Raw genomic sequence first — 14,629 nt, 5'->3', positions numbered from 1 at the left:
TGGCTTTAAGTAAAAAATTGTTTGACGTATAATGATAAATGTGATATAATGAAATTAGTTAATTTATTGTTTTTCTTTTATAATAAAATGGCTGATAATAATAGTGAAATTAATTTTCTAAAAAAAGGAAAAGAAAGAAATAAGGCAGATAAAAGTCAATCAGATGAATCTTCAAATGCCAAAAAACCATTTATTTTTATCGGAATAATAAGTCTTGTTGCTCTTTTTCTCGGTTTTTTTCAAATATATAAGAATATCTATTCTCCATTTCAAACTAAATTAAGTATAAACAGTACCTCCAGCTTAAGTGATCAACAGCTTAATGAAATTGATTCGCTTAAAACCAAAGATACTGACTCAGACGGACTTTCTGATTATGATGAACTTTATTTTTATAATACTTCGCCTTATCTAAAAGATTCAGATAGTGATGGGTTTGAAGATAAAGAAGAAATAAATTCAGATAATGATCCCAATTGCCCGGCCGGAATTGATTGCAGTGGAATAAGTGGCCGAACTAATACAAATACTTCAAATCAAAACGGAAATACCAATAATACTTTAATAACTGGACAAGCCAATACTGATTCATTAAGGCAGACTTTAAAAAACGCCGGTGTGCCGCAGTATATGCTGGAAAACATCAGTGATGAGGAATTGATGGAAGTTTATAAGCAAACCATAAATGAAACTAGCCAAACTAATGTTAATGCAAATAGCAATTTAAATATAAATAATTCTAATTCTTCAACTTCAGTTTCATCTAACACTAATTTACCTTCTAATATAAACACATCAGAATTACCAGAAGAAGAAATCACTAATTATCTAGAGAATTTATCAGCTGATGAAATAAGAAGCTTTTTAATAGAATATGGAATAAGTGAAGAAGAGCTTAGCGGAGTGGATGACGAAACTTTAAAAGCAGTATTCCTCAAGGCTTTAGAAGAACAAGAGCTTTAAATAAATTTTAGGATGGGATTTAAACAAAATAATAATTTAAATAAGAAAATAATCAACAGCTTTTTTTTACTGCTGTTTTTGTTTTCTTTTTTATTTATAGCTATAAAAGCCAATAAAGCTAAAGCACAATTTGGAGGACTAGTATTTGATCCAAGTGTTTATCAAGCTATAAGTACAGAGAGTGTTAGAGAAGCAGCGGATGATGTAAGAGAAGCAGCGGATGATACTAAAACAAGCATATGGGATAAAATTAAGGATAGATTGCAAGTAGCCGGTGATGTGGCTTATAAAAATGCTTTAAGAGTATACGTAGGCCGGTTAGCTCAAGACACAGCTACTTGGCTGGCTTCAGCCGGTACCGGCCAGAAGCCGCTTTTTATTACAGACCCTAATTACTGGAAAGATTTGACAGATGCGGCCGCTGGGGACGCCCTTTATACCTTAGGGGCTAATGTTTTTGGTGTTAATATGTGTGAGCCAAATATCGGTGTTAAAATGAATATTACCTTCGGCTTGGGCCGAATTTTTAATCCCAATACCTGGTGTGAAGACAGTTGTGAGTGGGCCTATAACAGTAAAATTAGTAGTGTAGGAGAAAAATTTAATGAGGATAAAGTAGAATTTATTGATGACACTAAGGTGCCTAAAACAGGTATTTTAAACTATTACCAACAGTTTGCTTCAGATGCCAAGAGAGATGATAAAACTTCAACAAGATTTGATGAATTTAAAAAAATGTATGGTGATAATTTTCCTTGCCCGGTTAAATGTGTAGGAGAAGAAACCGTTGGTCCTCCGTCTCCGGGTATGCTTTGTATGGAGGCTGAGTATGAAGATAATCCGGATAATATGGAGAAACTCCCAACCACCTTGGAAAATTTAAGAGCTTGTATCTATACTTTACAAAATATATCAATTGAAGAAAGTCAGGAAGCCACTAGTGACCGGACTAAATGTATGAGAAATTGTAATAATTATGAGCCGAGAAAAGCCCAGTGTAAGGCTAGTGATATTTGGACTAATGTAGAAACTATGGCTGATGAAACCGGTGGTAAATTAATTGGTGACACAGTTGATATATTTCTCAAACCAGAAGAAAATGATATTGGCCAATTACTGCTTACTTATGAACATATTAATGAAAAAACGCAGGCAGAATTATCAAGAGAAAAGACTCTTGCAGAAGGACAGATTAAGCCGGTAACGGCTACTGTTAGTAAAAGTATTTTATCTCCCCTGGAATTTGTTCACGCCCGCGGTAATCTTGCTTTAGATAAAGGGACTGAACCGGCGGTAGCCTATACTGGTTCCTGGTATGCTGACTCTATTACTATTTTTACTAATACTTTAATCAATAAATTAATAGAAAGAATTTTTGGCGGGTGCGGCTTAAATCAGGCGGCTTGTGAAAGTAGTCCGAGTGGCGGCTCAAAACTTAGTCAGCTTATGTTTGGCTCTGGCGGGCCAGTCGGTACAGCCGCGGCCAAACTGCGTTTCTCTTCTATTGCCAAAGTAGAATATAGCCGGGGCAGTCCCGGGCAAGACCCGATAAATAGCGGGAATTTAACTTCAGAAGGCATTATTGATTCTGGTTTTGGAACAGCCATAAATGAGAAGATGACCGTTAAAAAGGCTCTTGAAGAAGGATTAATTGGCGGTATTTTTGGTTTTGATATTGAAGGACGCCAGCCCTCTATTGATTCTGGTATCTCTTACCGAACTATATTATATTTAAGAAAGTACCGGGTAGTGCCCGTGGGCTGGGAGTTGGCCGCTGAGTGGATAAGAGAAAATCCGCAGAGTATTTCTTTAAAACAAATAATGAACGAATATAATAATTGTGAACCAGGCGGAGAAAGTACCTGTAGCCATTCTGAAGAGACCTGTGTTAATAATAGCGATTGTTATGACGATTCCATTTATCCTACTTGTAATAACAGTGGAGACTGTACTGGAGTATGTAGTGGTACCTTTTGTATAAACGAACCATCGGTTTCATGTACCAGTGATACCGATTGTAACCAGGTCTGTGCTCATGAGACTAGCGATGATACTTCTCATTGTTATTATTTTTGTAATGATGACAGTGATTGCGGCCCTAGTGAAATGTGTGTTGATAATTTTGGCGGTACTTCCGGTCATTGCGTCAGCGAAAACGAAGCTTATTGCCAATATCAGTCATCAGCTTCTCCCTTTTGCGGTTTAATTGATCCTAACTGGGTTTTAAAACTGTCGGCTACTTATTGTGAAAAAAGCGGAGCCGGAAATGAAATTATAAGCCGGGATTATATTTGTGCTGATGATACTAACAGTGACGGAGAAGCAAATTGTTATTCTGGCCGTGAAGGAGATTACGCCGATGATATTGGCCAATGGCAGATTATGAGGGATTCTAATACTTGTATTGACGAAATTTCTTGTTTAAAAGAGGATGATCAGGGTAAATGTATTAAATATGGTTATTGTTTTGAAGAAAGGCCAATCTGGGGTTTCAACGGAGAGGAATGCCCGCGCCAATATGCTTCCTGCCAAACCTTTGCTGTTCAATCAGGCGAGGAATATTCCTATTTAACCAATACTGTGGATACAAACGGTTGTGATTCCACTAATGCCGGCTGCCAATGGTATTGCCAGGATTATGATCAAGCAAACAGCACCTGGACTTGCCCCAGTACCGGCAATAAAATATATTTAGACCGAGATGTGGCCGAATGTGAAGAGTCTGATAAAGGCTGCCAGGAATTTATCCGCATGTCTCAAGGAACAAACTTAGAAAATAGTTCAAGTTTTGAATATTATGAGGCTTGGCCAGCTGCGATTGTTCCTAATTCCGGAGAAATTGATGATGGAATAGAAGATGAAATTTATGGAGTATATTATAAAAACCCCAGTCTAAATTGTGGCGTTGAAGTAGAAGCAGTTAGCGAGGCTCATAGCGGTTCAGTCGCTATAAAATTACTTCATCATAATACTGATTGTACGGGTGGTGATACGGGGCATTATCTAAGTAGTGAGGGTATTAATATGGGATCTTCTGTTTTGAATAGGACTTTTACTGCTTCTTATTATGCTAAAGCCACAGAACCTGTAAGTAGTATTTTTAGAGTAAAAAATGGTGGATGGGATGACACATTAAGCCCCCCGGCAAATGTTTTTGTACATCTAGCTAATAAAAATGTTGATTATACTACTGATTGGCGACGTTATAGTGTAACCTTTACTGTTGATGAGTTAGCTCTTAAGAGTGATGGTAGTCCGGCTAATTCTGATATGTTAGTTTTGCTTATTAACACTAGTGGTGATCCGACTATTGATCTTTTTATTGATGATTTACAAATTGAAGAAGGTGGTATAAGCTCTTATAAAAATTATGCTGAATCTAACAAAATTTATTTAAATGGTGAAAGATTTTCTTGTCCTAAAGAAGATGTTGGTTGTGAAGAATATTCGCCGGTTAGCGGCGGACAATCAATACCAGGGGTAGTTTATGCCAATAATCTTTGTTCAGCCGATGAAGTCGGTTGTCAGGCTTTTCGCGAGAAGGCTATTGAACGCATTCCCCAGAGACCAGAAACAGATCCTCTGTATTTTATTTCCGGTACCGGTACTCAGTGTAAAGCCGAAGATGTTGGCTGTGAGGAATACACAAATTTAGAAAAAGCAGCCAGTGGCGGTGAAGTCAGGGAATATTTTAAGAAAATTAAGCAGTGCGTTAAACCGGATTCAAGCGATATAGTCACTTATTATACTTGGGTCGGAGATAACGAAAGTGGTTATCAGTTAAAATCATTTTCCCTTAAGCAGAGTAATTTAAATAACTACGATAGTGAAACTGGATCAGCCCCTTGTACTAATTTAGATATTTCAGGCGGCGGCGTTGACCCGGCCTGCCGAGATACGGCTCCGACTTCAGATTATGAACCGGCTGTTTGTCAAGCCTCAGAAGTCGGCACTAATCCAGATTGCGCTGAGTTTTATGATACCAGCGGAAATGTATTTTACCGTCTGCGTTCCCGGATTATTGAAGCTACTGATAAATGTGTTACCTATAGAAATTCTATTGATAATTCCCAAAGCTTAGATAACGTCTATTTTATTAATCCTGAAGCCAGTATGACTTGTTCAGCTGACAAAGCCGGCTGTCGGGAATATAAAGGCAATACCGGTGATGTTACCCGGAAAGTTTTTGAAAGTGATTTTGAAGAAACAAATTTAGCTGCTACTAATTGGACTAATGGCGGCATTAGCAACGAATCTTTGAATATTGACGGCCACTCTCTGCGGGTTTTAGATAATTCTACGGCCACTAGTGTTATTAATCCGGAGGTTTTAAAGGAAGCTAAATTAGTTGAGGGTCAGTATTATGAATTAAGTTTCTGGATGAAGCCAAATAATGCCAATTATATTAATTCCATAGTTATACAAAATGACGCTTATGCCTGCAGTAGTGGCGGTGATTGTTATAGTGATTCTGGTTGTCCAACTGGGGAAACCTGTGATGATGTCGGAGAGTCTGGAGCTATAAGTTTTGGTAGTTTCCCGGTTAGTTTGACCCCGGAGTGGAATCTTTATACTTTTGGTCCGCTTAGGTTTAACCGAGAGGCTCTTGGCTTTGAACAATTAGCTATAGCAGCCGACGGTTCATTTTTTCTGGATAATATATTATTGGAAGAAGTGGCTGATACTGATTATTTAATAAAAAATACATTTGTTTCCTGTTCAGCTGGTAGTGTTGGTTGCCAGGCCTACAAAGACTCTAAAGACGATGTGCATTATATTAAATCTTTTGACCACCTTTGCAGTGAAGAATATATTGGCTGCGAAGCTTTGATTAACACTCAGAATTCAGCTAGCCCCTTTAAGGAAACAATTAAAGATATAGACATACCAGCCGATACAGTAGAAAGTATAGTTTATGATAATAGTAAATTCTGTCCGGGTTCATCAAAAGGCTGCCAGATGCTTGGTTCGCCGGTTATGGATAGTCTTGAGCGTATAGTTAAGTGGGAAGATAAATATTTAATTAATAATCCGGATAGATATAATTATCGTGAAGGTGATCAAGATCTTTCTATAGCTTGTTTGGCTGAGGAAGAAGGTTGTCAGGAATACACTTACGCCGAAGGTTCGGGCCTTATGTGGTTTAAGGATCCTGGTGGCAAAACTTGTGAATATAAAAATTTATTTGAGGATGAAGAATATAAATGGTACAAGACTAACACTGACCAGTTTTGTCCTTCAATTACGCCACCGCCCGAGGGGAGACCTACTGGTTTAGCCTGTGTTAATACCTGTGATTCTGGGGGTTATGCGGGTCAGGCTTGTGTGCTTGACGAAGACTGTAAAAGCTGGTGTGACGCCGCTAGTGATAATACTGGAGAAATGTGTCAAGAGGCGGCGGATTGTCCTAATGGCAGCTGTGTGGCCAGTAATTGCCAGGGAGACACTGATGAAGTTGGTAAAGCTTGCACTGATTCCACTGATTGCTCGGGAGATAATAAATGTGATTATTGGGTTGGTTTATGTCCGAGAAATGAGAGTGGCTGTAATGAATACCGTGATCCCACTGATCCGGCTGGTTGCCGCTCCTCTTGCAGTTTGATGGAAATTGGCGGAGAGCCAGTCCCCTTTAATAATAGCTGCCAAGCCACTGTTTGTGTAGCTGGTGGGGAGGATGGGGAATATTGCGGTAGTGACGCTGATTGTCCCGGCGGTGCTTGTTCTGGCGTCGGTATTTCTGGTTGCCGCTCCTATTATTATATTAGAAACACCATTGAAGAAAACAAAGGAGACTGTAATGGCCAGATTGATCTTGAAACCGGTTGCCGGCCTTTTAATGATGTCTCTAATCCAGAATTAAATCTAAGAATTTAATAAAATGAAATTTAGAAATAACAAAAAAATAAATAGAAAAACTTTAGTTCTGAGTATTATTGCGATTTGCCTAGTTTTCTTTGGTAGTTTTATTTTCTCTTTAAATTTTAATTTTGATAGTATAAAAAATATTATTAACCCCTTTTCCAAGGTCCAAGCGCAAACCTCAGCCCTTTATTTAACCAATATTCATGTCAGCACTATTAACCATGATAATGCGGTTATACATTGGGAAACAAATGAGCCATCTGATTCTTTGGTAAATATAGGCACTACGTCTGATTATGAAATGCCTAATGTTAGTTCTTCAGTTATGGAGAGAATTCACCGCTTAACAGTTAGTGGCTTGGAAGCAAAGACCACTTATCATTATCAGGTAGTTTCCCAGTCAGAAGACGGAGAAGTAAAGACGAGTGTTGACCGGACTTTTACCACTAGCGAAGAGTCTTCAACCACCTCTACCACTGCTCTTACTGTGGAATCAATGCAGGTGGAAGCAAATTATGACCGGGCCCAAGTTAGTCTAACGGCTTCTTCACCCAGTCAGGTTACTATATTTTATGACACTTCTTCACAGACTGATTCCAGTGGCTATACTCATGCTCAAAGCACAGCTTCTTACGCTATTTCCTCAACTATATATTTATCCGGTCTTTTTTCGGATACAGATTATTATTACCGAGCTCGTATAGAAGATGCCAGTGGCAGCAGCTTTGTTAGTGGTGAATTTGAGTTTAAGACTAATCCTGAGCCACCACCGGCGACTATGCCAGATAGTACTAAGTTTAATGCTGGTTGTGGCGGTGGAATTTTAATTGGTGATTGTTCGGGCACCAGTTATTGTGATCCCGGAGCGGCCGCTTTGATTAAAAGGTGTGATAAATGCGGCTACGCTTGCCCCGAGGGAGAAACCTGCCGTACAGACGGCACTTGTGTCAGTGACCCGACTGTTAATGTACTTAATTATTATCAGTGTAATTCTCCGCAGTGCTATGATATAAATGGTAATTTCATCAGTCCGGCGGTAGATCCCGGTTGTAACTCAAGCTATCCCCGGTGTAATGCCAACACTGTGCTTAAAGTAGCCAGAGACCGCGAATGTGCCAAATGGCTCACTTGTGGCACGGCTATTGAACAGACTAACCCGGAAACCGGTCAGTCTGAAGAGCTTTGTATGAACTTGGCAGTTTGTACTTCTCTGGGAGAAAGTGGCCAGTGCACTAGTTATGCTAACCTACCCCAGGTTCAGGAAACTTATCGTATGCCCGAAGAAGCTGATAAAATTCGCTGGCTGTCTGGCTCAATCAACGCTGGTCTTGACTGGCGCTATGAAAAAGGATCACCGGTTATCTCGGGCTATTATCCCTGGTCCTCTATGTCAGAAGTGGGCGGTAAATTAAAAATTAAGAACTGGAATTTTGAAGAAACAAAAATTATTCAAGCGGAAATAAATAGTGATAAGCCTGGTCTAGAAGATGTTAAGACTTATGATATTGCTGAATGGTCCGATAATTTTATAAAATATCCTAATAAAGCGTCAAACAATACTGATTTAGAGAGTGTTTGGGATCCGAGCCAGCCAAATAAAGAAAACCGTTGTTTGAAAGTTGGGTCTATGGATGGACCGGGTCAGGGTGTGAGTATTTTAGCCCAAGGCAGTACTGCTACGGCTAGTAAATACGTGGCTAATTTGCGTATCAAATCCAGTGATTCTGCCAGTCAAAGAGTGGATATTCGTTTGAGCAGCGGTGGCTCTGACCCGACTATTCATGATTTTGGCACCTATTTGCTAACCACTGGCTGGCAGCAAATAACCACCCCGGCTATTGACGGCCTTGGCAAGCAGGATACTTATATTCAGGTAGTCTTAAATTCAAATTCTGATACCCAGGCCTTTTATATTGACGATCTTAAGTTAGAGCCGGTTTTAGAGGTTAAAGATGACTTTTATTTAAAACGCTCCTGCCGTCTTTATCCAGAAGAAGACTCTATGTCTTGTGAATATTTTGATGACAACGGTATTTATCACAAGGGCTGGTATGGCTATTGCCTGGACTGGGACCCTAAAAACGAAAATAAATGTATTTCCTGGTGGCCGGTGGATATCCTCAAATACGAAGACAATATTTTTGGCCAGAGAGAGTCGGCCGGTTACACTGGCCGCCAGCCGGTTTATATGTGTATGGAGAGTGAGGGGGGCGATTCGACACTTGAAAGAGTTGTGGATAATTCTACCGATAGTTGGTTGGGTTGGAATGTTAATTATTTAGATGAATGTGCTAGTGGTCAAGAGTATGGAATAGATTCGGAAGATGATTTGCCTACATACCCACAATTTGATTCTTCTGATTATGATTTTGCTATTTGTAATCAGACAGGCGGTGTTGAACAGGGATATTCACTTACTGGTAGTGAGATTGCAGTTTTACCAATTGGCGAAGAGTGGGCCCCTGATGATGCTAGCTGTGATCATCTTGCTGCAATTGATGGTGATGAAACTCCTGCAGGTTATTGCTACGGGGTTATTGAATATATGGAAACTAAACATCCCGAATATCATTACTTATCTGAAAATGTAATTTCATATCTTTCATTAGATACTATCGCAAATTGGGATGAGGGTATTTTGTGGTCGTTTATTTCTTCGGGTGGTGAATGGCCAGTAGGCGGACTTACGTTTGATGGAGATAAGATGTATGGTGACTATTATGATAGTGAAGTTAAGGGTCCTACGAACAAGAGATATCGGAAGAGATTTGTTGATGACGGAAAAATATATTGGAGATTGAGGGCACATGATGAAAATGATTTAGTGTTTTTTCTAATTTTTGAATGTTTAGATAACAGTGGTGTTGTGAGAAGCTGTAGTATAGATGATAGAGGTCAGCTTACTGCGATGGCTATGTGGGGTGACGATAATACTCCCTCCGACGCCGAAGTTTCTTCTTATAGAGTAAATATAGAGTTACGTGAGAGATGTAATAAATTAGCTAAAGTTGTAACGGATGGAGGAGGTAATATGGCTTGGGCTGAAACTATAAATTCTAGTAACTATAAAGTTTCAGATCTAAATTATTTGCAAAGCACTGACTTAAACCCTTATGGCGGAGCTGTTATGACTAACCCGGAAAATTTAAGACAACATCTTTTGGTAGAAGAGCCCAATAGAACAGACTTTTCCTTTCCTTTCCAGGAAAGAGCTGGTAAACCTTATGCTTGTGTTGGTGATTGTAATAATCGTCGATGTTATGGTGGTGGAGCTCTTGATGGAAATCCTTGTCGAAGTAATTTGGATTGTGTAGATGATACTGATCTTACTCAGATAAAGTATGGGACTTGTGTCGGGGTTGGCATATGCAAAAAAAGTGATGAAAATTGTTATACTGATGATGATTGTGGCGGGGAAGATTATTGTATTGGTGGAGCTGCTAGCAATCGCGGTGAGCAGGAAGTTATGCTTTGGCCAACGACAGGTCGGTGTGATGGTGACCGGCTAGGAAAAGAATGTAATACAGATGATGATTGTAATGTTGGAGAAGAATGTTATCACACATATTTTGCCGAAAATAGAATCAGGAGTTTATTTGCCTTAAGTTATGGTATATATGAATGGGATCAGACCAACGGCCGTTACTCCTCTATTAGTGATAGTGATTCGCCTTTGGTATATCATTCTAAACCAGGCTGGGGTCCGCCTAATCGGGTTTGTGCAGACGGTATCAGGCCGGATTATGATCCTTTAAATCCGGACACTTACTGCGGATTCCCACCCAAGATTACTAATATTAAACTGGGGGATGGCACTTCCAATACAGCTAAATTAGGTAAAGACGGCGGTAAAGTAAAGCTAAGCTTTAATACTGAAGTTGACCGCCAACAGCAGCCCTTAAAAAATATCTGGATTGATTGGGGCGATGACACTATAGATCAAGTAAATTACGGTTATAAATCAAAATCAGACCCAAACAATCCCCATATCTACACCCATGCTTATCAAGCTGAGCCTTCTGGCGTCAAATATAATATAAAAATCGCCATTGAAGATAATTGGGGCTGGTGTTCTTCTGCTCAAGATACTAATTATATCTATTACGGCACTTGTGATGGCGGTTCAAGAGACGGCTTGATTTGTGATGAAATACCGATTTGGCCTTTTGATGCTGTACCTGATTGTCCTTACGGTAATTGCACGGGTGTTTATACTTGTGATTTGCATCCGACTTCAACCTGGACTCCGATCAGTACCTGTCAAGGTGGTACTTGCCAAGATGGAATATGTTCAGGCGGTCTGGATGACGGACGCTCCTGCACGCCTTTAATTGTTGATTTAACCGATTAAAATGCTATTTAACTTAAAAAACAAAAAAGTTAAATACACTCTAACCAGTCTCAGCCTTGTTTTTATACTGGTGTCTTTTGGTATTTTCTGGCCCCAGGCCGCTAACGCTGGAGCGGTTGAACTTTTTACCGAATTACTTGGTCATCTGCTTTATGAGGTGGCTGGGCTTTTAGGTAAAATTTTAGTGGCTGTTATCCAGATGTTGATTGCTATTGTGCAATATAATGATTTTGGCCAGGCCACAGCCGTGCAAAAAGGCTGGGTGATTATTCGCGATGTTTGTAATATGTTTTTTGTAGCCGTGCTTTTGATGATTGCTTTTGGCACCATATTTAAATGGGAAACCTACCGCTATAATAAGCTTTTGGGCCGATTTATTTTGATGGCTTTTTTGATTAATTTTTCCAAGTTTATTGCTTTATTTTTAATTGATGTTTCCCAGGTAATTATGATGACTTTTGTTAATGCTTTTTCCGATATTGCGGCTGGTAATTTAATCTCAGCTTTTGGACTGGAGGAAATGTTCAAATTTATGGAAAGCGGCGGGCAGGATTTAGAATTTTCCGGCGTAATCGGAGCTCTACTTCTAGCTATTATACTCTTAACCATAGCGGTAGTTACTGTTTTGGTACTTACTATGGTTTTACTCATGAGAATACTGGTTTTATGGCTGTTAATCGTTCTCTCTCCTCTGGCTTATTTTCTGCGTACTTGGCCGGGCTCGGGCGAGAAAGCCTCTTCTATGTGGTGGAAGGAATTTGGTAAAAATTTAATTAACGGTCCTTTAATTGCTTTTTTCTTATGGCTTTCTTTGAGTATTATTTCTACCTCTGGTGGCGACAAATTAGCCCAAGAAGAACTTAACTATGGCGACCGTAAAATTACCACTGAACAGGCTATTGAATACGAAGAGGACACTGGTATGCAGGACCTTGGCGCATCGGTGGGGGGTAAATTTTACACGACCATTAGTAATATTTCTTCTTCAGATCGGCTGCTTAGTTTTATTATTTCCATTTCTCTGCTTATGGGTTCTTTATTGGTAGCCCAAAAAATGTCCTCGGCCGGCGGACAAGCGGCTGGCACGGTTTTGGGCAAGGTGAAAACCGGTCTGACTAAAGCCGCTAAACTGGGAGCGGCTGGAGTGACTTTTGGAGCTGGAAGAACAGGACTTGGTTTACTGGCTCGCACTAAACCGGTTAAAAGAGCAGCTAAGGGCGTAGGTAAGTGGGCTTTGGGAGAAACTATGGCTAGGACCGGTTTTGAATTGCGTCCCTCTGAATGGGGGAAGGGTATTGAAAGAGGTGGCGAAAGGAAGTTACAAGAACGCGAAGACAGAATGAGGGCTAAGTCCCAAAAAAGAAGAGAAAAAGGTTATCATTTGGCAGCCTCTTTAAGTAATCCCGAACACGCTTTTTATGAATATTGGCGTTTGTCAACACCTGGAAAAATGTTAAGGCACCCCCTTCAATTTTTTGGCAAAGGTACAAAAAAAATGCACGACGCTTCTTTAGAGCAAAAAGCTAAATTAGATAAGATCAAAGAACGCGATAGTGAAGTATACGATGATGAAAAAGGAGAGTACAAGGATGTAACTAAAATTCAAGAAGAAAAGATGATCGAAAAAGAGAAAGAAAAAGTAATTAAAGAAAAAACTGAAGAAGTGGCACAAAAAAGAGAAGATTTAAAACCGGAAAAATCCTGGCCAGAACTAGAAAAAGAACTTAAAGCTGATGGCGCTACTGAAAATGACCTGGCTGAATTTAAGAAAGATTTTCAGACAGTTAATGAGGAATGGATGCGCTATGCTTCTGTCGGAGAGGTTATTAAAAATGAAAAAGGAAAAAAAATAGGTACGCAGAGGATAACTTTTGATGAAAAATGGGAGAAAATGAGAACGAGATTAGAAAAAAAGGGTTTAACTGATGAAGAAATTAAAGAAGAAGAAAAAAAGTTTAATAAAGAATGGAATAGAAACAAAGCAGAAAATATGTTAAATCCACATGAGCTGAATAAAGAAGCCAGAAAAAAATTTGAAGACAAAAATTACAGTGATGGCGATTTAAGAAAGGCTTATTTTAATAATAAAGAAGAGGAAATAGAAAAACTAAAAAAAGAAAAAAATGAAATAAAAGATCCTGATTTTATAATGGAAGAAGACCAAAAGCAAAGAGAAAAAAAACTGCAAGCTATTAATGATGAGTTAAAAAAAATTGATAGGGATATTAAAGCAAAAGAAGAGGAAGGCAAGAAAAAGAATATAAAAATTGATCTTTCTAAAGAAAAGAATCTAAAAAAAGACCTAGAAAAAAGAAAAGAAGAAATAGAAAAGGCTCCTTTGAGTGATAAAGAGAAAGAAAGAAAAGAAAATAAAATAAATGAGATAAATGAGAAAATTGAAAATAAAGAATTCGAAAAAGATTTTACTGATATGACGGAAATAGATAGACGGGAATTATTAAGGCAGCGCGAAGCCCAGAAAAAGGAATATGAAAAGGCTAGAAAAAAAGAAATTGATAGAATGCCGGCTATTGATTACTCGACCCGTAAAAATCAGCGTTTGGCTATTCAGAAAGAAAAAAATGAATTGACCACTGACAGTTGGCAGGAAATTGCCAGTTTTATTGAAGACGCTAAGAAAAAAAATAATTTAACTCGGGTGGCGGCCGGTTATCTTAAGGCGGCTGAATATGGCAATGAAAACGAAATACAAAATTATTATGGTTATGATAGTGATGCTAAAGGGTTAAAACAATTTGTCATGGGTGAATTAGTCGGTGAAAAAGGTTTGGGCAAGAATTTTAGAGAAGAAACAGAAAAAGCCGGTTTATCTTGGGAAAGTTACATTGATAAATTTGGTCATTATGTTGAGGGTATGAAGGGTAAAAAGGGGATGGGCATGTCTATGGAACAAGCCTTGAGTATAGCTAACGATGTTTCTTATACAGCTGAAAGAATGAATCACTGGGGGGCGGCCCGGGCTGTAGGCGTACAAGACGGCCGACAAGTTTGGCAAAAAGAAAAAGATCGTTTAACCGAAGTAATGGCTGAGGTGAGAAAACTTGATTTTGAAAATACTATGAGAAGATTTAACCGATTAGCTTTTGGCTCAGAAAGAATTAAAGATAAATGGGATTTCCGTGGTGGAGGCGGAAGAGATTTTATGATGAATGATTTTGCCTTGGCTTTTATGATGGAAAACTGGAAAAAGTTTCCCACACTTTTAGAGCGGGGACGTTTTGGGGTTAACTTGGCTATTAATTTAAGTAAAGAAAATAATATTGATCTTCTTCAAGAATTATCCACAGAAATACCGGCTGAAGAAAGAGATCGTTATTTAAAAGTTGTTGATGGTATACAAAATTTTGCGGCTACTGGTGGAGAAAGCGAATTTGATGATTTAGAAAGAATGCATCAAAGAAATTTGGGAGGATGGGAAAATTATTAAAATAA

At 38.9% G+C, this 14,629-nt stretch carries 4 protein-coding genes; all 4 read left to right on the top strand.

The annotated features are described in order from the left end of the window. The first annotated feature begins 48 nt into the window (after positions 1-48). Genes U5L76_05780 through U5L76_05765 form a run of 4 tightly spaced genes read left to right on the top strand, consistent with a single transcriptional unit; the run spans position 49 to position 14,624 of the window. Positions 49-963: a hypothetical protein gene (locus U5L76_05780; GenBank protein MDZ7799076.1), complete on the top strand. Its 915-nt coding sequence runs from the start codon at positions 49-51 to the stop codon at positions 961-963. A gap of 12 nt (positions 964-975) precedes the next feature. Next, positions 976-6,837 (top strand): hypothetical protein, encoded by a 5,862-nt coding sequence (locus U5L76_05775; GenBank protein ID MDZ7799075.1) that lies wholly within the window; start codon positions 976-978, stop codon positions 6,835-6,837. A 4-nt stretch (positions 6,838-6,841) separates the two neighbouring features. Then, complete coding sequence (locus U5L76_05770; GenBank protein MDZ7799074.1) at positions 6,842-11,176, top strand: fibronectin type III domain-containing protein; 4,335 nt, start codon at positions 6,842-6,844, stop codon at positions 11,174-11,176. A 1-nt stretch (position 11,177) separates the two neighbouring features. Further along, complete coding sequence (locus U5L76_05765) at positions 11,178-14,624, top strand: hypothetical protein (GenBank protein ID MDZ7799073.1); 3,447 nt, start codon at positions 11,178-11,180, stop codon at positions 14,622-14,624. The last annotated feature ends 5 nt before the right edge of the window (positions 14,625-14,629 follow it).

The sequence above is a fragment of the Patescibacteria group bacterium genome (assembly GCA_034520665.1).
In the GTDB taxonomy this organism is placed as follows: domain Bacteria; phylum Patescibacteriota; class Patescibacteriia; order JAXHNJ01; family JAXHNJ01; genus JAXHNJ01.
This window is presented reverse-complemented; position numbering and strand designations above follow the sequence as displayed.